Below are 23786 nucleotides of genomic sequence, written 5' to 3'. Positions count from 1 at the left end.
ACGTTCAGGAGGAAGCAGTCCGTTCGGATAATGTTGTACCGTGTGCAACATATCGATGCATCACCCCATGCAGCAGGAGGAGGAACTGAACTTTTTCGCATTCTCACCAGCACTCGCACTGCAATCCGCACCCGAATCCGAACCGGAACCAACCGGACATCCGCACCCGAATCCGAACCGGAACCCGCACCACATCCGCACCGTTATCCGCTTCGTCACCCGCGCCATATGCACACTCACTTCACCATCCACATTCGCAATTCCGCAATACGTTACCAAAATAAAGCAAGGGCAGACGGCGCCCGCAACGGGAAATCGTCTGCCCTTGGCAGAGAAAAGCTTATCTTCGATTAGTGTCCCACCATGATCGGAACTTCGACTTTATCCCCGGTCGACTCCGGAGAGCGTTTCGGCTTCGACAAAGTAATGGCGAGCACGATGCCGAGGACGGCGATAAGCGCCTCAACGATGTACACATAACCGTAAGCCTTGTAAACCGCGTCGGGTCCTGGCGCTTCCGCCATGTACGTCGTAATGCGGTTCGCCAGCAAGCTGGAGAAGCCGGCGACGGCGAAGGACGAGATGACCATCTGCGCGGCTGCCGTCAGCGACGTGACGCGGCTGACGAGCTGCGGCGGAGCCGATTGGATGATGTGCGTGTTCAGCGACATCATCGACAAGCCCATGCCGGCACCCAGCATCACAAGCGGGATGATGAGCATGATCAGCTTGGAGTCCGCGCCGAACTGCGACAGCATGAAGACGCCGGCTCCGATAATGATCAACCCTACGATGACGAGTGGTCTTGCGCCGATCTTGTCGTACAGCTTGCCGCCGATCGGCATGAAGACCGCTGCGGCTAACGCCTGCGGTATGAGCATCAAGCCTGTTTCAAAGGCGGTATAATGCATCGTTTGCTGAAGCAGAAGCGGCACGAGGAACATCGTTCCCATCAGCGCCATCTGGGTGATCCAGGAGACGATGATGCCGCGCGTGAAATTGCCAGAGCCGAATACGCGAAGCTCCAATAAAGGCTGGCGACGGCGAAGCTCCACGACGATGAAGATAAGCAGTGACGCAAGCCCAACGCCCATGCCGGTCAACGCTTCAGGTGAAGTCCAGCCGCTGCCGGAGCCTGTTTCGCCGCCGGTCGAGCTAACGCCGTAGGCAAGCGCAGCGAACGCGAGCGGTCCAAAGATCATGCCGAGCCAATCGAGCGCCGGAACCGACTGGCGGTCGATCTTCGGCAGCGTACGCAAGCCGAGGAACACGGCGACGATGCCGATCGGCACATTGATCAGGAAGATCCAATGCCATGTTGCGTAATCGACGAGCCAGCCGGCGACAACCGGACCAAGCGCAGGGGCAAGCAGCATCGGAATGCCGATCATCCCCATGACGGAGCCGACTTTATCCGGCGGGCTAAGTCGGAACGTAAACGCCATCGCGATCGGCGATACCATGCCGCCGCCAAGGCCTTGAATGACGCGATAGATGACGAGCTGCTCGGCGTTTGTCGCCATGGCGCAAAGCGCGGAGCCGATCGTAAAGAGCGCGATCGAAATCAGGAAAATATTTTTCGCGCCGAACCGGTCGGATAACCAGCCGGATAGCGGGATAACCGCCGCTTGGGCAAGTGTATAGCCGGTAACGGTCCATTGAATGACCGTCAGCGAAGCTTGAAAATCGTTCATTAATCCAGCGAGCGCAACGTTCATCGCCGTGCCGTCGAGAATGACCATGAACATCCCGACGATAATGGCGGCCAGCGGCAGCGCAATCGTCTTTAAGCTGATTTCGCCGCTTGCAGGCTGAATTGGTTTTGAAGCCGTAGACATGTTGACCTCCCTCTCCTAGGGAAAACGATATGTAATCCCTTCTCCATCCAAAATGTTATATATCCATATTAGTTATACAATCATAACATTTATAAGTCAATAGCTATTTTGAAAAGGATGTGTTATGATACCTCTAACAAGACATGTAAACGAAGGTGAATTTTTTTGAACAAACAATTATTGGAAGCGATTACAGAGCAATTTATGACCGTATTCCCGCTTCTACATAAAAAAGTATTCAAGGCGCCTCCAGTAGATCAGATGGAGTATCATCTGTCTCCAACCAATATGGAAGTGCTGATGAGGCTGTTCGAAATGCGTACGTCGACGGTATCCGAGCTTTCCGGCCAACTGCACATCTCGAGGCCGAACATGACGCCGCTTGTCGATAAGCTGGTGCAATTCGGACTGGTTGACCGGAAAACAAGCCAGGAGGATCGGCGTGTCATTCAACTCGACATTACGGAAGAGGGCGACCGTTATTGCCGAAACATATGCCAATGCTTTGCCGATCAGCTTCGCGACAAGCTGGAATCTCTGGAAGAAACGGATTTGACGGAGCTAAACGGCTGCCTTTCCAAGTTTAAATCGATTATCGCCAAGATGAACTGAATGATGGCGAAAGATAGGCTAATAAAAAAAGCACCTTCTACAGCATTCATCGGTTGAGCCCCCAAGGGGGCGATCGATTTTGCCATATCAAATGCCGATAGTGGATTTTGCGGCTTGTAAGATCATCTCCGCCGAGCTCTATGCTTCCTGCAATTGGGCGGAATCTGTTGTGATCAAGCCGATTTGTTTTTTATTAAAAATGTCAAAAAACTGTTTTTCCGGCGTTCGGTCCGTAACGACGGCTGAAATGCGGCTGAAATCGGAGATCTGGAACAATACCTCAAAATTGTTGAACTTGCTGTGATCGGCGAGGATGATCGCTTCTTTCGTCGATTCGATCATGACTTTGCGAATGGCGGCTTCGTCCGCCGTAAGGTCTCGCAGCCCTTCGACAAGAATGCCTCTAGGCGAAATAAAAGCTTTTGACGTTTTCAACTGGCTAATGAACGTTTCCCCGAGCGGTCCGTTAAACGAGTTTGTGAGCGGATTATATAAACCCGGGATGGCATACAGCCTGATGCCCGGAGCGAGCTTCAGCAAATTGATAATCGGCAGCGAATTCGTAATGACCGAAATGTTCGAATCCGGGCCAAGCTGGGAAGCCAATACGACCGAGGTTGCGCTCGAATCCAGAAATAACGTGTCGCCGGGAACGATTAGTTCGGCGGCTTTTTTGGCAATCGCGATTTTGGCGTCAAGCAGCGGCGTATGCGGCAAAATGCCTTCTACCGGAGTCGAGTTGTCGATAAAAGTGGCGCCTCCGTGTGACCGTTCGACTCTGCCTTGGCTGACCAGAAAATCAAGATCGCTGCGGATCGTGACTTCGGAAACATGAAAAACTTCTTTCAATTCCGATATTTTGACGTTTTTTTTGACGGAAATATACTGGAAAATCTCCTGTCGTCTCTGGAATGTCTTCATTCAAATCCCCCATTGATATGGAATAAGCCTCGGAAAACCAGCTAATCGCTTAAAACGAAAGAAAAACGAAAGCGGAGTTGTTTTTCACATTCTAACATATTGGTTTCAAAAAACAAATACAAAAGAAAATTATGTTTACGAAATCCGATAATTTTGATATTATCCAAGTGAATATTTTCTAATTAGCTTTCGAAAAGAAAGTTATTACTTTCATTATCGTGGAAAACGTAAATTCTAATCAGAAAGAGGTGATTGTATGGGGTCATAGATGACTACTCGCAGACGATCGCGGAACAATTGAATCGAATGTACGCTTCGCAGCGGCAGGCCATGGAACAAATGGCGGAGCTGCTTGCCGATACGATTGAGCGGAACGGATCGGTGTTTATATTCGGGTGCTCCCATTCAAGTATTATGGCCCAGGAGCTGTTTTATCGGGCTGGGGGATTCGCGCTGATCAATCGGAACCAGATTCATTATTTGTAGGCAGAGGGGTTTAATTCAGTCCATTCATTTCTCAATAGCTCATGCTATAATGAAAGCGCGTACAACGCGGAATACGAATCATATTTGACGGGGTTATCAATGTCAGAATTTTTGGCGCCAGTGGAGATGGCGTTACGGATGATACGGCTAGTATATGGAAATCAATTACCGCTTTAGATGACGGAAGCAGCCTCTACTTCCCCCAGGGAGAGTATACATTGATTCCGGATGCTTATTATTCAGGGGATTAATAAGGTTAGCATCTTCGGGGGCGGTGAATCCTCCTGGCTGCATCCTTCTGGGCAAGGACCGACGGAATTCAAAAGCTATTTTCATACTACAGTTGCGATTGACCAATGCAGCATGATGGAAATCAGAAACCTGCGTATTGAAAGCAAAAGCTAAAGTTGGGGGATTCCGACGCTGGCTTCGGTGAGAACTGGGGTGACGGCCGAACGAACTTCTGCATCGAAAAAGGTGGTCACGCTTTGCTCGTCGCTCGGAGCCAAAGCATTACCGTTCAGAATATTGAGAGTCTATATAAGTATGAAGGAGGAAGCGAATATGTTAAACGGAATTGGCGTAACAGGCGCCATTTTGTTAGTTATCTTGGCACTGCTGCTGTTTGGGCCGAACAAGCTGCCTGAGCTTGGCCGCGCATTCGGACGCACGCTTCGCGAGTTTAAGGACGGGGCCAAGTACATGATGTCCAACGACGATAACGATGGACAAAAGCATGCCCATAAAGAAGTTGGTCCAAAAGAAACGGCACGGACGCAGATGATTGAGCCTCAGGCCGAAGCCCGCCGCGCTAACAACGACAACAGCAGATTGCCCGATTGACTGAAAAGGTGAACACGATGCCCAAAAAACAAGACATGACGTTGGTCGACCACCTCGGTGAGCTGCGCAAGCGGATCATCTACGTGCTGGTCGTGCTTGTACTGGCGATGGTCGGCGGTTTTTTTGGCGCAGACCCGATCTATACATATTTGAGATCCGTGGAGCCGGCTAAAGGAATCTCGATGCATGCTTTTTCACTGTGGGACGGAATCAGCATTTATATGAAATTTGCATTTTTTATCAGCTTGATCGTCGCGCTCCCGTTTGCTTTCTATCAACTGTGGGCGTTCGTGAAGCCGGGATTGCGCAAGGAAGAACAGAGTGCGGCGCTGCGTTATATTCCGGGCGCGCTGCTGTTGTTTTTGCTTGGGCTGGCGTTTGCCTATTTTGTCGTTTTTCCGATGGCCGTGTACTTTACGACGAATGTCGCGAAGCATATGGAGCTGACGGAGACGTACGGGATGTCGCAATATTTTTCGTTTATGTTCAACATCCTCATCCCGATGTCCCTCCTATTCGAGCTTCCGATCGTGATCATGTTCCTGACGAGGCTGCGCATACTTAACCCGGAGAGGTTGCAGAAAATGCGCAAGCTCTCGTATTTTGTGCTGATTGCGATAGGGACGATCGTAACGCCCCCGGACCTCGTCTCCGATTTTCTCGTAGCGGTGCCATTGCTGCTGCTGTACGAGTTCAGCGTTCTGATGTCCAAGTTGGTCTACCGGAAGCAGCTCGCGGCGGACAAGGCATTGGGGGAACTTCTCCACTAAAGGTAAGGGTGGTCAATCAGTAAAAACTGGCTGACTTCATATTACGGCGGGAACGAGAGTGGAGCAGTGCGCTACGGTAGCTGCTCCATTTTTTGTTGACTGTCAGGCATAGTTTCGGGTCAAATAAAATTAGGATATATATGACATATCGCTATTTTGAATTGCCAGTGGGAACGGGACCTATACTGGAAGAATTGCTCTGCTATTGTAAATGGCAAAGGTTCAAAACAGAGAGAGGTTTATTTTGCAACCGAGTGTAAAGTGTGGTTGAAGAAGTACCTCGCGAGCCGTGAGGATTCCTGTATGGCCTTTTTTGTAACTGATACTAATCCAACAAGACGAATGGCTATTCCAACGATTAGGTGGGCATTAAAACGGATTGCAGATCGAGGAGAGGTCGTAGCAAATGTATATTCGCATCGCTTTCGTCATACCTATGCGTGTCAGCTATTTGATAACGGAGCACCATTAGATTTCATTCAAGGCACGTTGGGGCATGAAAAAGCGTCAACCACTCAAATTTATGCCCAGCTGCGCGGGGAACGTCGACGCGAACTCTACCGTCGGTTTTTTTAGATAACAAAAATGATTACATTATTTATTCAAGGGAAGGCCGAGGGAAAGAATCCTCGGCCTTTTCGTCTATTTGATTTCAAAAGTATCGCAGTCCTGGGGATGGATTTTGGGGCGAAGTGTATCTTGTGATACTTTGGGGATTTTGAAATTAAATTTGAGGGCTGCGGGAGAAAAAAGACCCGGAGATCAGGTTGAATGGTCGAGTCAAGCTCAAGGAACAGAGAAAGTAAAGAGAGGAACCTGATATCAGACAAATAACGGCTGTGGTGACCGCTAGATTTGAAAAAGTCGGTTTTGAGGCCAAATAACGGCGCTGGTGTCCGTAAGCATTATGGTCGAATCCAAGACGGAAACCGAACCGGCACCCGAATCGACGTAAGTCTAGGCAATCCCTTTCACGATTGACGCTCGCGGCCGCGGTACTCCGTCGGAGAGGAGCCGACGAGCTTCTTGAACAGCTTGCTGAAGTGAAACGGATCGTCGATTCCGACCTCCGCCGCTATTGCCTGTATCGGCTTGTTCGACGCGTGCAGCAAATATTTGGCGCGCTGTATGCGCAGATGCTGGATGTACGAGCCGATGGTGATGCCGGCGTACTTCTTGAACACGCCGCACAAATATTCGTACTTGCGGTCCAGCACTCTCTCGAAGGAATCACTCGTTAATGGCCGCTGATAGTTGTTGTCGATGTAGCTGACCGTGCTGCGGTACGTGACGTATGAAGCGGGCAACGATACCTCCGGCCTGACGTGCTCGAGCATGTCGCTGGCGAGCCGCTCCAGCATCGAGCCGAGCAACAGCGACACGCGGTAACGGTAATACCCTTTGGCCGACTCCATCTCCTTCACGAGCTGCTCGAACTGACTGAGCAACTGAAAACGGCCGGACGAGCAAAAATGCCGCGGTACGATCATCGTCTCGTCCTGAAGCGAAGGGGCTGTCCTCAGCTCGGATGGGCCATAGGGGCCGCCTAAGCCCCGACTTTTACCCTTGTCCTCGTCCTGTGCAAAATCGAACGGCTGCAGCGCAGGAGAAGCCGCGAACTGCACCCAATAAAACTCCCCTGCATTCGCCTCCGACTTCCAGCCCTTGTGCGGCTCCCAAGGACCGAGCAGGAACGTGTCCCCGGTATGGAGGACGACCTTTTCGTCGCCAGCCTGCAAGTATACAGGCCCCTCGGTAACCGCAATCAGCTCGAAATACGGATTGTAATGCTGCTGGACGGAGAACGATTCATTTATTTTATGGATCTGAGCCCATTTGACGTCCAGAAAGGCCGATCGGGATAACGCGTAATGCATGGCTTCCGCTCCCTTTTTCCGAGGATAGATCGCAGTCGTGTACATGGAGGAACTTCACCGCCCGCCACTATAATGGGTGGGAACCGGTTCCATTACTACTATTATAGAGGAGAATGCGCGGATGCAAAAGACGAACGCTGCCATAACGGTGCTAAACGAACAAGAGTATTATCGGAAAGTGTACGGCGGTTGGCTTGGAAAAAATATCGGAGGCACGTTGGGCGCTCCGCTCGAGGGCCGGATGGAGCTGCTCGATTTGACGTTCTATTCGAAGCTGCCGGAAGGTCCGCTTGAGAATGACGATCTCGACCTGCAGCTTGTTTGGCTGCATGCCCTGGAGCAATACGGGGCGCGACTGACGGCTAAGGAGCTGGGGCAGGAGTGGGTGGAGCACGTGTTTTTCCCGTTCGACGAGTACGGGTATGCGCTCACGAACTTGCGGCGGGGCTTGCTGCCGCCGGTGTCCGGATCGTTCGGGAACCCGTTCGCGAACTGCATGGGATCGCCGATTCGTTCGGAAATATGGGCGATGGTCGCTCCCGCCGCTCCCGGCGTCGCCGCCTACTACGCCTATCAGGATGCGATCGTCGACCATGCCGGAGGAGAAGGCGTGTATGGCGAAATGTTCTTCTCGGCTATCCAAAGCGCGGCCTTCGTGGAAAGCGACCGCAGCCGGCTGATCGACATCGGGCTGAGCTTCATTCCGCCATCGTGCCGAACGGCGAAGGCGGTTAAAGATTTACTGGAATGGCATGCGCAAGGCAAGACATGGGTCGAGGCAAGGGAGCTTATTCTGGACGCACACGGCAATGACAACTTCACCGACGCTCCGCAAAATATCGCCTTCACCATTCTCGGCTGGCTATACGGCGAAGACTTCGGCGACGCGATTCTGAAGGCGGTCAACTGCGGATTCGATACGGACTGCACCGGAGCGACGCTCGGCGCTATACTCGGCATCATCGATGGCCCGGACCGGCTGCCTGAGCAATGGGTGAAGCCGGTCGGAGACCGCATCGTTGTTAGCCCGGCGGTCAAAGGGTTTCCGGCGCCGGCCGATTTGGACGAGCTGACGAGCCGCACGATGGCGGCGGCCAAGGAGGTGCTGGCCGTATGGAATACGGGCGTGTCGATCGCGCCGGCCGACGCCACTGCCATCGCATCCACACAGGGCGCGCTTGGCGACGCGTACGATCCGCGATACCTGTGGGAGCAGCCGGTGACGGGCAACCGCTACTTGCTGCCGCAAGGGTCCGTGCGTGCCGAGGGGCTGGAGCTGACGCTCGATTACGGCGCGGAAGGGCCGTCCATCGGCCGCGGCGGGGAGAAGACGATCGCCGCCAGGCTGACGAATCGCTCGCGCGAGCCGTGGGTCGGCGAGCTGGCCGTCGCGGTTCCCACATGCTGGACGGGGCCGGGAGAGCGGTCTTACGAGCTGGCGCCGGGGCAGACGCTTGAGTGGGATATCACGGTTAAGGCGGATGATCGCGTATTGCCGAGTTATGAGCTGACTTTGGCGATCAACCGATTGCATAACGGACATTTGTGGCAGACGAAGAAAGTGACGTTCTCACTCGTTGCCGCTTCCCAATGGACGGTGGAGGGACCTGCGGGTGAGAAGCGAGCCGTCGTATGCTCAGGCAACCGGATCGACTTCTCCGAAGTGGCGCCTAGCGGCGAACGCGGCATTTACCGTGCGTCCGCGACCGTGTCGATTCCGAGCGGGCGCGAGCTTCGCCTGATCGTTGCGACTACCCAACCGGTTAAGGCTTTATGGAATGGTGAGGCGGTCATCGATTCGCAGAAGACGACCGTCTTCATGCCCGCGTATCATCGTGCGCCGGAAAGCCAGATCGTGCATTTGACGGTTCCGGCCGGCGAGCATCACCTCGACATCGAAGTCGAGAAGACGGATGAACGCCCGCTCGATGTGTACGTCCTTCCGGTCGCCCCGTACGCGCAGATCGTGCCGGGCTCTTACTTCTACTTCACGGACATTCTCTTTGTTTGAAAATCGATTGTAGAAGGTTGAAAATCGATAACCCGAGGGTGAGCGGCTGTGCTCGCTCTCGGGTTTTTGAATGCTCATATGTACGTTGATCGAATGAATAAAGCCGGAGTTGATCCGCGAATGTCTGGATGAATGGCTGAAGCCGCTGTTCGCGCCGAGGGAAACAGCAGTTTCATGCCTGTTTATCAACTTCCGCAGTCTTTTCAGGGTTTCGTCTCACTTTTCCTGTCACTAATAAAATTTCACACATTCACACATTCACACACTCACAGCCCTTTATTTTATTGGGTTTGTAATGTGTAAGAACGGGTTTTAACGGATATATGACGAAGTGACAAACAAAGTGAGAAGTTACAAATACCTTTGCGACTTCGCATCGAACTTCCATCCTAAACAGCCCCCACCTGTTAGTGTTGTTCGGGTTACAATTTCTGGTTATTTAACAGGCCTGAAAAAACAAATACATATGCAAACAAAACGAAAGCAAAAATACGAAATCATAAAATATTCTTGTGCATATCGAAAGTTCTATTTACTAAATTGTGGTTATCTGATATTATACGTTATATAGTCTTTCGTTATAATTTTCGAAAGAAAGTTATATCTTTCAATCATAAAAAGAAACATAATTTTGATTGACAGTCTGATTGAAAAGAGGTGACTGTATCGGCAACCAGTTTCGCCGTTTGTTCCATGGCCTGCCGCTGTGAATCGAACATCCGCTTCAACTGCATGACAACCGTCCGCAAGTATTCGTCTGGATAGTATATTACTTGGGTTATTCCTATCATGTGTGCTTATCTTGTTGACGGCACAACAACGCCAGAATTAAACAAGCGTGTATCGCAATTAGCCCTAGGGCGAAAGTCTCTGTCGAACAAATCGTACAAGCCAGACTGATGAACGGCGTCACAAGCAAGCGTTTTGCCCCGAACGAGCATGCAACCCGAGCGGAAGCCGCCGTGATCAAGAGGCTGCTTCCGCAGCATTTATCAAATTAAATTTTGTGACCCCGATATTAGGAGGAATGCGGCATGTTGGAGGAAAAAAAAACGGAAGCAACAGAAGCGCACGAAGAAAAAGAAAAAAGCATCATCAGCAGAAGGAAGCTGCTGGCTTCTCTGGGAATGGCAGGAGCCGCTCTCACCGCAAGCACGATTATGAATGGGACGGGAATGAAAGCGTTTGCAAATCCACGCGATCAATTCGTAACACCTTTCCAATTTGGGGCAAAAGGTGATGGTGTAACTGACGATACGGAAGCAATACAGAAGACTTTAATCTATGCATTTAAAAATAATTACAGCATAAGATCACCTGCTGTTAACTATGCTATAAGCAAAACAATAATTATCCCGCAGTTATTTGATAATACTTTTACGAAAGATAGAAAGATAACGATTGATTTTGGTAATGCGGATTTTGTAATGCTCAAAGATGTAACATTGTTTACATCTGGATATTATGACGAAAATAGTGTTCTGAAAAGTAATTATGGAACACCAGCAATGTTTAAAAATACATTTCAAACCGTGCTTGAGAACTTTACGATATCCTCTAAAGTTGGATATTTAAAGCAGCCGATGTTGAAAATTCAAGATTGGCATCAGGGCTGCGAGATAAGATCCATTGCAACTCATGTTTGTGAAGTATTTTTACAGTCATTTAATAATTTCTATACTAAATTTATTGGGATTGATGCTTCATATTCTGGTGGCGGAAAAGTGGGAGTAAGATTTCAGTTTAGTGGTGAACATAATCTATGTGCATTTACAAAATTATCAGCAACAAACTCAGACATCGGTTACCAATTTAACGGTTTGCTAACTGCAAGCATATTTAAAGAAATGTCTATAGAGGGTCTTAGAATTGGGGCACAATTCAATTCAGAAGTAAACGATCTAATTATAGAATCTTGTTATAATGAGAATATTGATGATTTATGTTATGAATTTAATGATTATATTTTTGGTGTGAAGTTTTTAGGCGGTTATGTAAATTTTGTGAGTAGCCCAAATATGTATTTCTTAAAATACAAGCCGTTACCCGCCAATAATATTCGAATTGATTCTAGTGTAGTATTTAAAAATATTCCAGATAATTCAAGGATTATTAAGAATAAAGAAGATTTATACGGTATAGGAATATCCGTAGAACTACTAAGTTTCGTTACCGGTGATTTATCCCAACTAAATGTTAAACCCAATGAATTTGGAAGTAATATAGATGTGCAATCTAAACGATATTTTGCAGGTTTTATTGGAAATGTAAACAATAAATATATTCCAGGAAACTATTCTGGAAGATATACGGCAGGCATGAACGGACAGAACGGGTTTAAATGGATTAATTTAAACAACTCAACGTTACAACTTGAAACTGCTATTGTTAATTCACAAACACAAAGAATATATGTAAATCTTGCTATTACTAGCGGTTCTCCTGAAATCACAACTTTTATAACTGGTGAATTTATAGGAAGTTTTTCATTTTCAAAATTCTATAAGCATACTGATACTGGGATGGTTTTATCTACAGATTTGAGTATCAGTGTTGTGGATGGATTGGTTCAAATTAATGGAGCAACCATTGGAGATATTTCTAATGTGGTTGGCGAGATAAGATTAATTTAACAAACGCCTTCGGTGCTCGTGCTCGGCAGGCAAGACGATCGGTCTCATAGAAGGCGCGACGGCGGCCAAGCATGAGCTAGCCATGTATTTGGAGCAGTACGCCATGCTGTGCAGGCAGATCGAGCAACTGATGGAGCTTGTGGCAGGTCTGGTTGAACAGATTCCAGGCGCCACCCACATGATGAGCATTCCGTGTATCGGTCTCATCACCGTGGCAGGATTCCTGGCGGAAATCGGTGACTTGAGCGGTTATGACCACAGCCAGCAAGTCGTGCGTCACGCCGGTCTCAGCCTGCGGGAAAAAAGCTCCGGGCTTCACAAAGGGGAAACGACCATCAGCAAACGTGGTCGCTGTCGCCTCCGGGCCTTACTGTTCCGGGCGGCACTAACGCTGGTCGCCAAGAACCCGGAATTCCGTGCACTACATCTGTACTTCACGACACGCCGGGATAATCCGCTGAAGAAGAAACAATCGATGATCGCGATCGTGGGCAAGCTCATTCGCGTATTATTTGAGCTAGGCCGCAAACAGAAGGAATATGACGCCAGCAAGGTGCTCGGCCCCCATCGGGAGGCACAATTGCAAGCTGTTGCTTAATTATTTCACAGTTAGCAACTCACTTTTCGTTTCATCGCTTATGCACATGTTGATCTTTGACAAACGAAGCACGGATAGGCTGGGAGAAATCTATTCCATTAGGGCATCGACCCCGTAAAGGAGCTAACCTGGCCTCCACCCCTTGAGAGGTAGAACGAAGGAATGTAAGGGCATCGACCCAGGGAGATATGGGAGGGTAAACCGCAAGGGTTCATGTGGAGATCCATTATGCGACCATACGGCTTTTAAAACGAGGCGACCACCACCTCTATTCCCGTCAAAAGGTCGAACCCATATATTCACTCTTCGTCAAGTATTATCCTCAAGCGCTTCGGATGTCAAAGATGGAAACATGCGAAACAGCGAGAAAAACGGAGAAAACATTAATTTATTGAGGGAGGGAATGGAGCAGGAAGCGTATGTGATAGTAAATAAAATCCAGGCATATATCCATGATCATTTGAATGGGGATGTCTCGCTTGACCGGATTGGCGATATGATTGGACACAATTCCAAAATATTTGTCACGCCTCTACAAAAAGATCTCGGGGGAAGGGGTGTCCGATTATATAGGCCGCATCAAGCTGGTGCGAGCGTAAGCGATGTTCAAGGAAACGAATATGAAAATTTATGAGATATCGAGCGCCGTCGGATTTTTAAAGCGGAAATTGAGAAGTGCTTGTCTGTTGATAGCGTCTTTTTATAATTGTGTTTGAAAAAACATACAGTTGAGAAAGGAGCGTAAAATGTGAAATTTGCAACTGACAATAATCCTTTTGCTGCCGCAAGTTGGATTTGGAACAAGAACATAAACGAGGGAATTAACCAATACGTGGAGTTCCGGCATGCCTTTGCGCTTTCGGAACTACCTTCATTCGCAACGCTTTTCGTATCGGTGGATTCGGATTGTGTTGTTTGGCTTAACGGAACTGTCCTGCATCACGGACAATATGGAGATTTTCCGAACCGGAAAGCATACGATTGTATAACGGGAGCAGAGCGATTGCTGCGCCAAGGCGACAACGTGTTATGCATTCAGGCCTATTACAAAGGGGAGAGCAGTTCCCGATATTTCAAAGGTCGTCCGGGTTTGATTTATCGGCTCGCCATGCATGGCAAAGAAGTGATTAGCGGTCCGGAAACCTTTTGCCGTCCTTCACCATGCTATACAAGCGGAAGACTTCCGCATATTACCGGTCAACTCGGATTTACATTCGAATACAATGCATGTCTCGAAGATAACTGGAAAGATACCGATTATGTTACGACTGGGAAATGGATACGGGCAACCTCTAGGAATTCGCCAGAAGATATAGACTTGGTCTTCTACGAGAGGCCAATCCGAATGACGGAATTAAAGGAAAGGCGACAGGCAACCGTCTATTCGCAAGGGCTTTTCATCCGTGATGATCAAGCACACTATCGGACAGTGGCGGAGCTCATGCAAAGCGATTATATGGCTTATCGAATGCCGAATCGTATTTTTTCAAACGCCCCCGAAACCATGAATCTACGCCTTCCTCTCGAATCAGGGCTTCGTTTCGAGGTCCCTTGTTCTTCACACGAACTGGAGTCGTCCATTTTCTTCGATTCTACAACCGTGAAAGGCGTTTATCTTGTGCTCGATCTCGGCCGCGAGGAGAGTGGATTGCTTGAGTTCGAGCTTGAAGGGGAAGAAGGCACAACCATTGATATAGCCTATGGAGAACATTTGGACGATCTTCGAGTGCGAGCGGAAGTAGGAGGGAGAAATTTCGCTTCGCGTGTTCGCTGCGGGAAGGGGCGAAAGACGTTCACTCATTATTTCACACGATTCGCCGGTCGGTTTATTCAACTGCACATTAGTGGTGTAAAGGAAAGCTTCACCCTGTATTACGCCGGATTAAGACCGGTGGAGTATCCCGTAGTAGAGCAAGGCAAGCTCGTCATTCCTGATCGTCTTCATGGACGGGTTGCCGATACGGCTGTTCGAACGCTTCACTTATGCATGCATGAGCATTATGAAGACACGCCCTGGCGGGAACAGGCGTTATATGCGATGGATAGCCGCAATCAGGCGCTATGCGGTTATTACAGCTTCGGCGAGTATGATTTCCCGCAGGCTTCCTTTCAACTGCTGGGAGAAAGCATGAGGGAAGATGGCTATCTGGAGCTGTGTGCTCCAGCAGAGGTTCCCATTACGATTCCGTGTTTCAGTCTGATTTGGATCGTTGAGCTGGAGGAGCATCTATTATATAGCGGGAGAGAAGAATTTATAAAATCTCTTCTGCCGGTTGTGAAGCAAATGTTGGACAAGCGAATAAGTGAAATGTATCACAATCTTTTGCCAGTGCCAAAAGGATCAAAGTATTGGAACTTCTATGAATGGGAAGATGGATTAGAAGGCGCTTCTGATCGTAGCGGATATGAGCGAGTGGACGCGCCGCTGAACCTATTCTTTATCATGGCGCTGAACGCGGCTTCCTTTATGCTTAACGAGTGCGGGATGGAGCAAGAGGCTCAACACTATTCGACAGTCGCGCGGAGAATTGGCGAAGCTGTGCATCGCGTCTTCTGGAATAACGCTAAGCAAGCGTACCTCACTTATCACGGCGTCGGTCAGGCTGAACATTATGCAGAGTTGACACAAGCTCTCGCCTTGATTGCAAATGTTTGTCCCGCTCCGCTTGCTTCAGATTTGCGGGCACGACTCGCAATGTCGGATAACGGTCTTGTGCCCATCACGCTCAGTCATTCTATTTTCAAATATAAAGCGCTGCTGGAGGAACCGGATACCTACGGGCAGTTTGTCTTTGACACGATTGCCGAAATGTGGGGCGGGATGCTGTTCCAAGGTGCCACCAGCTTCTGGGAAACGAATGACGGAGCCAATGCGTTCGGTCGGGCTGGAAGCTTGTGCCACGGCTGGTCGGCGACCCCTCTTTATTTTTACTATTCGTTTTTACTGGGGGTGCGACCATTGGAACCGGGCTTCCGGGCATTCCAGGTTGCTCCTGTTCCGGGAGGGTTCCACCAGGCATCCGGTGTCGTTCCGACACCCCGGGGCCCGATCGAGGTGTCGTGGAAAAACACGGAAACGGGTGTGCATATTAAGGTGGCACATCCTTCAGGAACAGTGAGATGTCCATGAGAGACTGTTGGCTAGTCATTCGGTAGATAAAAGATAGTCAAAGTGGAAATCGGAAAGTGGTGGCGAGAATTTCGCTTACCAATCCGCTAATGGCAAGTACGGCAATCTGCCAAGCGGATGCGTCGTCGTTGACAATTTCCCGGCATTCGAGGCAGCCATTACGGGCGATAACCCGGTTTTTCCAAACGGTAAAATCTACGCTGTGCCGGCTGGCGCTTGCAGCCGGTAAGGAAGTCGGTATCTTTCAAGAAGGCGATTTTGCAGGAAGGTATCGCTTTCGGATATCGATGTCGCTTGGGCTAAGGATCGTATTGTACAAGCCATCGATCTCAATCGAAGAACGGGACGGAAATGTCGTCTATCTCGGTGCGATGGCTTGGAACGATAAAAAGTTGAAGCGTCCCATTCGAGTGGTCTACCAGGTTACATTATTTTTGAAATAATGTTCTAGTTCCGACCTCTGGTGCTCTATTGTATTTTTGCCTGGATATCCAATTCGGCTATCCAAGTAATGGGTAGCCCCTACCCGATTGTTCTTGCACGGGTATGCGAGTCTTGCACCACCAACGCAATAGTAGAAGTTTCGCCTATCGTACGAAGAACCGCATATTGTGAAGGACGCGGGATTCGTTATAAATTTGGATTGCAATCACAAAAAGCGCTTACATAGAGGGGAGATACGATTATCTGAACATGACAAGAATGACAAAGCTCAAACACTGGGATCTGTACCTGCTGCTCCTACCAACGGTCATTTATTATGCGTTGATGGAATACGTTCCGATGTATGGGCTGCAAATCGCATTTAAGGATTTCAGGGTCGCGCTCGGATTCGCCGGCAGCGAATGGGTCGGGCTGAAGTACTTCGAACGTTTCTTCGATTATTATTTATTTTGGGACATTTTGAAAAATACGGTTCTGTTGAGCTTGTACGAATTGAGCACCTTTCCGATCGCGGTTGTTATGGCGCTGCTGCTTAACCAGCTTGTGGGCCATAAATTCAAGCGAATCGTGCAAACGGTAACGTATGCGCCTTATTTTATTTCGACCGTCGTTTTGGTCGGTATGCTGAATTTGTTCCTTTCGCCGGGCAGCGGGCTAGTTAACCGCATCATTACGATGCTCGGAGGAGAAGCGATTTACTTCTTCGGAGATCCGTCCTGGTTCAAGTCGATTTTTGTGTGGTCCGGCGTATGGCAGAACTTGGGGTGGGGCATGGTCATCTATCTGGCTGCCCTCACGGCGATCAGTCCCGAGCTTCATGAAGCGGCCGTCATGGATGGCGCCAGCAAATTCCGGCGGATCTGGCATATCGACCTACCCGGCATTATGCCTACCGTAACGATTATGTTTATTCTGAGCACCGGCAATATGTTCAATCTCGGGTTCGAAAAGGCATACCTGCTTCAAAATCCGTTGAACATTTCGTCCGCAGAAATTATTCAAACTCATGTATACGAGAAAGGACTTGTCGGCGGACAATTCAGTTATGGGTCGGCCATCGGTTTTTTCAACTCCGTCATGAATTTTATTTTGCTCATCGCCGTAAATTCGATCGCACGGCGTATGAATCATACTTCCTTGTGGTAGGGGTGCGCCATGCAACGAAAAACATTGTCCGACCGCCTATTCGATCTATGCAATACCGCGTTGTTTATCGTCGTTCTAATCATGATCCTATACCCGCTATACTTTATTCTTATCGCATCGGTAAGCGATCCGGTAGCCGTCAATTCCGGCAAAGTGTGGTTCTGGCCGGCGGACATTTCCTGGAAAGGCTATGCGGCCATCGTAAACCATCAGCAGATTTGGCTCGGATATAGAAACTCGCTGTTTTATGCTGTTCTTGGATCGGGGATCAGCACCGCAGTCACGATCAGCGGAGGATATGCGCTGTCCCGCAAAGACCTGTTCGGCCGGAAAATCATCATGCTATTCATCCTGTTCACGATGTTTTTTCAAGGGGGACTGATTCCCACTTACATTTTGGTGAAAAACTTGGGGCTGCTTGATACGATATGGGCGATGGTCATTCCTGGAGCCGTTTCCGCGTTCCAAATCGTTATCGTCCGCACGTTTTTTCAACAGACGATCCCCGACGAGCTGCTTGAAGCGTCGATGGTGGACGGCTGCAACAACTTGCGGTTTTTCTTTCGGATCGTGCTGCCGTTATCCTTGCCGATCATTGCGGTAATCGTTCTGTTTAATGCGGTGGCGCAGTGGAATTCCTATTTTAAGGCGCTCATCTATCTGAGCAGCGAAGAGCTGCAGCCACTGCAAATTATATTGCGCCGCATTCTGATCGAGAATCAGTCCAGCGAAATGATGGGCGATTTGAATTCCGCGCAAGAGAAAGCCAAGCAGGCGGAACTGGTAAAATACGGACTCGTCATCGTGGCGAGCTTGCCGATGCTGGTGCTCTATCCATTCCTGCAGAAGTATTTTGTGAAAGGTATGATGATCGGTTCTGTGAAAGGATAACCACTCATAGTTTCGACATTATATATTATCAGAAAAGGGGAGATTGATTTGAGGAAATGGGTAGGAATGGCTTTCGTATTCGTTATGTCGCTGATTTTGTTGGCTGCGTGCACCTCGGGCAAGAACAACGCGAATTCGGGAGGCAGCGTTTCGAGCTCGCCGGCCACGAAGGCGAAAGAATCATTGAACATTTTGGCCTTTAAAGCAAGCGCAAGCAAAATTATGGATTATAACGAGTACGAACTGTTCAAGCGGCTGGAAGAAAAAACGAACGTCCATATCAACTGGACGCTTGTCGACGAATCAAGCAAGATGGAGAAGCTGAATCTTGTGTTCGCAAGCGGGGATTACCCGGATGCCGTATACGGATCGATGGTAAGCGGAATCGATCTGAGCAATTGGGCGAAGCAAGGCATTTTACTCCCGCTTAACGATTTAATCGATCAGTATGCGCCAAACCTGAAAGCGATATTCGAGAAACATCCGGAGTACAAGGCGGCTATTACGCATTCGGATGGCAAAATTTATGCGCTTCCGAAAGTGGTGGATGCCCCCTTCTATCAAGCGCCGGATACGATGTGGATCAACAAAAAATGGCTGGATGCGGTGAATCTTCCCGTACCGACGACGACAGACGAGCTTTACGAAGCGCTGAAAGCGTTTAAGGGCAAAGATTTGAACGGCAACGGCAAACAGGACGAAATTCCGATGAGCTTCATGTACAATTCCAACTGGATCGGCGGAAACGCCTTGTCGGGTTCCTTCGGCATCATGGACCATGAGGTTAATCATTCGTACATGAAGGACGGCAAGCTGCTGTATGCTCCTCAGCAGGAAGGATATAAGGAATACGTGCAATATATGAACAAATTGTACAAAGAAGGTTTGCTTGACAAAGAGTTGTTCACGCAAACCGCCCAAGTGTACACTTCAAGGATGCAAAACGAGGTTCCCGTACTGGGCGTCGCGTCTTATCCGATCAACAGTTATTTGACGAACGGCGACGAATACGTGCCGCTGCTCGGTTTAAAAGGCCCGAAGGGCGATTTCGGCTGGAAGCGGGAAAATCCGGGAATTTGGGGCGGAGCGTTCCTGCTGACGACGGCGAACAAAAATCCGGAAATTACGATGAAATGGGTCGACAGCCATTACGATTTCGAGATGAGCCTCGAAATTCAGGAAGGCCCCGTCGGAATCGGACTGAAGAAGCTGGACAACGGCAAATACGAGGATGTTCCACCACCGGAAGGCATGGACAATGTCGCGTTTAGATTCAGTCTGGCGCCAGGCTATAACGCGCCGAATATTATTCCGTCCGAGAATTATTCGGAAGGTATCTTCATCACCCCGCGCGAGACGGAGGAACTGGCCGCTTTCGAACTGAAGGAACCGCTGCTTCGATACGGAACGATCAATACGCTGCTCGTCTACGATGCGGAGGACTATGAAGCGCTTGAGCAATTCAGTGACTTGAACGGCTGGAACGGCTACGTCAACAAGATTTTTGCCGACTTCGTTATCAACGGGCTGACGGACGAGAAGTGGGAGAAACATCTGAATCAGCTGAAAAAACTGAATGTAGATAAATTTCTGGAAATTCATTCGAAATATCAATTGAAATGATATGATGACAGCAGGTGGCTCCGTGTTTTTGTCTCGAGCCGCCTCCTTCCGTAAAAAAGGTCGAACCGCTTTCAGTCAGAGGAGGTTGGGGTTGTCATGGTCAAAAAGCGGGTAAGGCTGCCCATATACATGCAGTATTTGATTTCGTATGCGATCGTTCTGCTTATACCAACTTTCATTACAAGCATGTTCATTTACAGCAGCATTCTCGATAAAGTCCGGGCGCAGTCTCTGACGAACAACGAACAAATTTTGAAGCAGGTTGGAGAAGTCGTGGATACGCGCTTTAAGGAAATGGTCAGCATCGCGGCGGATTTGTCGACGAACCCGTTAGTGTCACTGAGCCAGTACGGGAACTATTTCTACTTCTATTCCATGCGGCACGCGATGAATTACCGAATGAGCAATACTTTTATCGATCAGGTGTTTCTATACGACCGCGAGAGAGAAAACTTTTACTCTTCGGAAAGCATGTATTCGCTGGATTTGTTTCATCAATTGTTCGCTTATTCGGAGTGGCCGGACGACCAGGTAAGAAACGAACTCAACACGGTCGCATACCCGTTGATCCGCAAAGCTGAGCCGCTGAACGGTGACCGGTATATTACTTATCTACGGCCGATACCGATATCGTCAAGCAAGCCGCGGGGAACGGCCGTTTATTTGATCAGGGAACAGACATTTCGCGACCTCTTGAAATCCGTTTTATTGTACAAAGGAAATGAAGCGTTCATTATCGACAACAACGGTACGGTCATAACTGGCGTTTACGGAGAGGAGCCCTTGGAACCGCCTCTCATTGCCGAATTGCTGTCCGCTGCGAAAAACAACGAGACCTTGCACAAGACGCGTTACGGCGAGCCGGTCTATGCGTCCGGAATCCAATCCAAAACGACCGGGCTCACCTATTTCGTACTTACGCCGAAGCAGGAGCTGCTTCGGGATGTCAATGAAATCAAGCAAATTGCGCTCATATCCTATGTGATCATTTTGCTGCTCGGCAGCATCGCGATTTACATCATCATGCGGTTTAATTACAATCCGATAAGGCGTTTGCTTGAAGCCGCGGAGCGCTGGAACCGGCAGAACGAATTCAACGAGCCCTATGTTCGCCAGCATTTGCTGCTTGGCCTGCTGCAGGGAAGAATAACGGATAAAGAGGAGTTTAACCGCCAAGGCGGTTTTGCCGGACTTAGCATGACCCGGGAAAACTACTTTGTCGCGGTCATTCAGAATGAGAACGGACTGGCATCCGATTCCGTAGACCGATCCTACTTCCGGGAACTGGAGCAGAAGGGGCATCAGGTTTTTGACGTGTATACGGAGGCAGGCGTTACGCTGATCGTTTCCGCAGAGGATAACCGGCTTATTCCAGAAGCCGAACTGGCCGCCCTGCAGACGAACTTAACCAGAAGCGTCATCCCGCCCGTTACGATCGGCGTCGGAACGGTTTTCAGCGAGTTAAGCCGGGCTACACATTCTTACATTGAAGCCTCTACCGCGCTGGACCATAAATTCATATACGGCAGCGGGAGGGTGTTGTTTTTCGCCGACCTTGATCTGAAGCTGACGAAGCAGGGCTGGGACGTAAGAACGTCCGTGGAAAACCTTCTCGTCCATATGGATCGGGGAGCGGTCGAGCAAGCGATGAAGACGGTTGAGATGATCTCGTCCGAAATCAGGGAGAGAAGCAATTCGTTGTTTCAAGCCAAATCGAGCTGCATTGAAGTGATCAATACGATTCTGAAATATTTGAGCCAGCATTACAATTCGGGTTCCAGTAAAGGCTCCATGCCGCTGCCCGATATTATCGCCTACGCCAACTTCAACTCCATCGACCGGTTGTTGGAGGAAGCTGTGAAAGTTTGCAGGATGGCTTGCGAGACGATCCAGAGCGTTAACCGGCATCCTGATCGTTCGGGTACGGACCGTATTATTGGGTATATTCAACAGCATTTTGACGATTACAACCTGAGCATTCAAAGCATGGCCGACGATTTAAGTTATTCGGTCTCATATATCAGCCGGATTTTCAAAGAAGAAACGGGAAGTACGATTATGGATTATGTCAAAGAAATGCGTATCGCCAAGGCGAAGGAACTGCTCAAGACAACCAGTATGCCGGTGCAGGATATCGTGGAAACGGTCGGATATAAGGATGTGTCCAGTTTCATTCGCAAATTCAAGCAAAAGCTGCAAATGACGCCCCAGGAATTTCGGAATTATTACAAAAGAAAATAAGAATAAGCCATCTAGATGCATTTTTAAATCGAATAAAGCGAGGTAAATCGAATGGCCGCTTACGAAAAATGGATTTGGATCGAGCTGTCGGCGCTCGTCCGGCAGTTGAGCCGGACGTGGAAGGAACGCGGCGTCGTGGCGCTGTCGTCAGGGGATGGTGACTGGGAATGAGCCGGCAAGGCGCGAAAAACTGGTACATTATCGACGGCTACTTGCCATACAAGGGAAAAGTGGACGGCGATATTTTCGAAGGCCACGAGGCGGTAATGATTTTGAACTGCCAATCGGAAGACGCAGAAGTGCGCATGGACATTTTTTACGAGGATCGCGAGCCGGACAGGGACATTCCCATTCTCGTCAAGGCGGAGCGGGTGAAATGCATTCGTATGGACCGTCCGGAGGAGATCGGCGGCATTCGGCTTGAGCGCCAGCTGCAGTATTCCCTGCGTTTCAGAAGCGACAAGGATGTCATCGTCCAGTATGGAAGAATGGACATCGCCCAGCCCAATTTGGCTTATATCGGCATGATCGGCTATTCGGAATAAAAAATCTTATAGGAAGGCTCCTCCTCGGGAGTCGTCTTCTTTCTTAATTGGAACAATGGTCCCTCACGCAGATCTTAACATATTGTTCAAAAAGCATTTGGAGGCCGTCGAAGTATTCGGCGGCCTGGATGTAGATGAAATTGGACGATAAGGGGGGAAACCATGAGTCCAAGTCTCAAATCTTCTTGTATTAGTAAGCAGAAAGTAAGTTTAAAAAGTTCCATGCGTTTAGTTTGGGAACAACACGTATACTGGACAAGATTGACGATCATAAGTCTGGCTATTAATTTGCCTGATGTAAGATTTACTACAGCACGTCTCCTCCGGAACGCTACATATATGGGAAATTTACTAAAGCCTTTCTATGGAGATAGAATAGCCGCAAGATTGAGCAACTTAACAAGGAAGCACTTGGTAATTGCTGTGGAACTTGTTAAAGCTGCCAAAGCAGGCAATCAAAAAGCTGCTGCTGCAGAGAGAAGATGGTACGCAAATGGAGAAGAAATTTCCGATTTCCTTAGTACAATAAATCCTTATATATCAGAAAATAAATTCAGTGTTTTCATGGTTTTCCTCCAACCTATATCAAGAAAACGAAAGAAATTCGAAAGACATTATTATTTTTATAATTATAGCATAAATTAAAAAACAACACGTCTGTTGAATAACCACTAAAAACCGTTGGTTCCCGACACGATAGACCGGTGAGTGGGAGCTTGACACACATGCTTTTCATCTTGGTCATGGACCAGGCGTACGGCAAGCTGGACTGATTGGATCGCATCAAACAAGAAGGGCAAGCGTTTCCGCTTTGCGCGAATACGTCCATCTGGAGAAGTCAAAAACGTTATGGCCGGCAAAGCCCAACGGAATCGCAGGTTATTCGTGATATCACTTGTCAACTTGGTACCCCGAAATGCCGTTCGGAAAGCATTATCGAGTCGTGATCTGTCAAGATTTCGAAGGCCGTGAAATCCGAATGGTAACTGATTTGATGCATGTAACGGGGGAGCAAATTACACAGATGTATAATGCTTGCTGGCAGATTGAGGTCTTTTTCCGCTGGATCAAGCAGGCTTGATCCGAAAGTATACCCCTGTTAGGGCTGTTGGGTAACAATTTCTGGTTATTCAACAGGCCTAAAAAAACAAATACATATGCAAACAAAACGAAAGAA

The 23786-nt window shown here is 48.8% G+C and carries 21 protein-coding genes and 1 pseudogene; 19 read left to right on the top strand and 3 right to left on the bottom strand.

Going from position 1 to position 23786, the window contains the following annotated elements; translation table 11 throughout:
* Positions 1 to 350: 350 nt before the first annotated feature.
* On the bottom strand, positions 351 to 1838 hold the full coding sequence (locus AC0LWM_RS24130; protein ID WP_474677559.1) for an MDR family MFS transporter: 1488 nt from the start codon (positions 1836 to 1838) through the stop codon (positions 351 to 353).
* Positions 1839 to 2003: 165 nt separating this feature from the next.
* Between AC0LWM_RS24130 and AC0LWM_RS24125 the strand changes: the two genes are divergently transcribed.
* The gene (locus AC0LWM_RS24125; protein WP_474677558.1) at positions 2004 to 2450 is read left to right on the top strand and encodes a MarR family winged helix-turn-helix transcriptional regulator; all 447 of its coding nucleotides are present in this window, start codon (positions 2004 to 2006) and stop codon (positions 2448 to 2450) included.
* 138 nt (positions 2451 to 2588) lie between these two features.
* Here AC0LWM_RS24125 and AC0LWM_RS24120 read toward each other — a convergent pair whose 3' ends face one another.
* On the bottom strand, positions 2589 to 3371 hold the full coding sequence (locus AC0LWM_RS24120; protein ID WP_474677557.1) for a DeoR/GlpR family DNA-binding transcription regulator: 783 nt from the start codon (positions 3369 to 3371) through the stop codon (positions 2589 to 2591).
* Positions 3372 to 3623: 252 nt separating this feature from the next.
* On the opposite strand from AC0LWM_RS24120, the gene AC0LWM_RS24115 reads away from it, so the two are divergent.
* From AC0LWM_RS24115 to AC0LWM_RS24095, 5 genes are all read left to right on the top strand, one after another.
* Positions 3624 to 3857, top strand: coding sequence for an SIS domain-containing protein (locus AC0LWM_RS24115; protein ID WP_474677556.1), 234 nt, complete (start codon positions 3624 to 3626; stop codon positions 3855 to 3857).
* A 71-nt stretch (positions 3858 to 3928) separates the two neighbouring features.
* Positions 3929 to 4108, top strand: a complete 180-nt coding sequence (locus AC0LWM_RS24110; RefSeq protein WP_474677633.1) for a glycosyl hydrolase family 28-related protein — start codon at positions 3929 to 3931, stop codon at positions 4106 to 4108.
* A gap of 313 nt (positions 4109 to 4421) precedes the next feature.
* Positions 4422 to 4700 carry a twin-arginine translocase TatA/TatE family subunit gene (locus AC0LWM_RS24105; RefSeq protein ID WP_474677555.1) on the top strand — a complete coding sequence of 93 codons (279 nt, stop codon included), beginning with the start codon at positions 4422 to 4424 and terminating at the stop codon, positions 4698 to 4700.
* 17 nt (positions 4701 to 4717) lie between these two features.
* Complete coding sequence (gene tatC / locus AC0LWM_RS24100) at positions 4718 to 5470, top strand: twin-arginine translocase subunit TatC (protein WP_474677554.1); 753 nt, start codon at positions 4718 to 4720, stop codon at positions 5468 to 5470.
* A gap of 156 nt (positions 5471 to 5626) precedes the next feature.
* Entirely contained in the window at positions 5627 to 6046 is a 420-nt protein-coding gene (locus AC0LWM_RS24095; RefSeq protein ID WP_474677553.1) for a tyrosine-type recombinase/integrase, read from the top strand.
* Between the two features lie 395 nt (positions 6047 to 6441).
* On the opposite strand, the gene AC0LWM_RS24090 is transcribed toward AC0LWM_RS24095, so the two are convergent.
* Entirely contained in the window at positions 6442 to 7347 is a 906-nt protein-coding gene (locus tag AC0LWM_RS24090; protein ID WP_474677552.1) for a helix-turn-helix domain-containing protein, read from the bottom strand.
* A gap of 121 nt (positions 7348 to 7468) precedes the next feature.
* Here AC0LWM_RS24090 and AC0LWM_RS24085 point away from each other — a divergent pair, with 121 nt between their 5' ends.
* From AC0LWM_RS24085 to AC0LWM_RS24025, 13 genes and pseudogenes are all read left to right on the top strand, one after another.
* Complete coding sequence (locus tag AC0LWM_RS24085) at positions 7469 to 9358, top strand: ADP-ribosylglycohydrolase family protein (RefSeq protein WP_474677551.1); 1890 nt, start codon at positions 7469 to 7471, stop codon at positions 9356 to 9358.
* 827 nt (positions 9359 to 10185) lie between these two features.
* Positions 10186 to 10359: an S-layer homology domain-containing protein gene (locus AC0LWM_RS24080; protein WP_474677632.1), complete on the top strand. Its 174-nt coding sequence runs from the start codon at positions 10186 to 10188 to the stop codon at positions 10357 to 10359.
* Positions 10360 to 10392: 33 nt separating this feature from the next.
* A complete protein-coding gene (locus AC0LWM_RS24075; RefSeq protein ID WP_474677550.1) occupies positions 10393 to 11991 on the top strand; it encodes a glycosyl hydrolase family 28-related protein in 1599 nt (532 codons plus the stop codon).
* Between the two features lie 25 nt (positions 11992 to 12016).
* A pseudogene (locus AC0LWM_RS24070) lies at positions 12017 to 12589 on the top strand (transposase); the annotation flags it as partial.
* 403 nt (positions 12590 to 12992) lie between these two features.
* Complete coding sequence (locus AC0LWM_RS24065; protein WP_474677549.1) at positions 12993 to 13223, top strand: hypothetical protein; 231 nt, start codon at positions 12993 to 12995, stop codon at positions 13221 to 13223.
* Positions 13224 to 13337: 114 nt separating this feature from the next.
* Positions 13338 to 15719 (top strand): family 78 glycoside hydrolase catalytic domain, encoded by a 2382-nt coding sequence (locus AC0LWM_RS24060; protein WP_474677548.1) that lies wholly within the window; start codon positions 13338 to 13340, stop codon positions 15717 to 15719.
* A 128-nt stretch (positions 15720 to 15847) separates the two neighbouring features.
* Positions 15848 to 16162, top strand: coding sequence for a hypothetical protein (locus AC0LWM_RS24055; RefSeq protein WP_474677547.1), 315 nt, complete (start codon positions 15848 to 15850; stop codon positions 16160 to 16162).
* Between the two features lie 250 nt (positions 16163 to 16412).
* Positions 16413 to 17309, top strand: a complete 897-nt coding sequence (locus AC0LWM_RS24050; RefSeq protein WP_474677546.1) for an ABC transporter permease — start codon at positions 16413 to 16415, stop codon at positions 17307 to 17309.
* Between the two features lie 9 nt (positions 17310 to 17318).
* Entirely contained in the window at positions 17319 to 18200 is an 882-nt protein-coding gene (locus AC0LWM_RS24045) for a carbohydrate ABC transporter permease (RefSeq protein WP_474677545.1), read from the top strand.
* Positions 18201 to 18248: 48 nt separating this feature from the next.
* Positions 18249 to 19823, top strand: a complete 1575-nt coding sequence (locus tag AC0LWM_RS24040) for an extracellular solute-binding protein (protein WP_474677544.1) — start codon at positions 18249 to 18251, stop codon at positions 19821 to 19823.
* Positions 19824 to 19919: 96 nt separating this feature from the next.
* Positions 19920 to 22064 carry a helix-turn-helix domain-containing protein gene (locus AC0LWM_RS24035; RefSeq protein ID WP_474677543.1) on the top strand — a complete coding sequence of 715 codons (2145 nt, stop codon included), beginning with the start codon at positions 19920 to 19922 and terminating at the stop codon, positions 22062 to 22064.
* A 167-nt stretch (positions 22065 to 22231) separates the two neighbouring features.
* Positions 22232 to 22609 carry a sensory rhodopsin transducer gene (locus AC0LWM_RS24030; RefSeq protein ID WP_474677542.1) on the top strand — a complete coding sequence of 126 codons (378 nt, stop codon included), beginning with the start codon at positions 22232 to 22234 and terminating at the stop codon, positions 22607 to 22609.
* Between the two features lie 162 nt (positions 22610 to 22771).
* A complete protein-coding gene (locus AC0LWM_RS24025; protein WP_474677541.1) occupies positions 22772 to 23254 on the top strand; it encodes a hypothetical protein in 483 nt (160 codons plus the stop codon).
* Positions 23255 to 23786: the final 532 nt, after the last annotated feature.

It is taken from the genome of Paenibacillus sp. sgz302148, from assembly GCF_056120465.1.
This window is presented reverse-complemented; position numbering and strand designations above follow the sequence as displayed.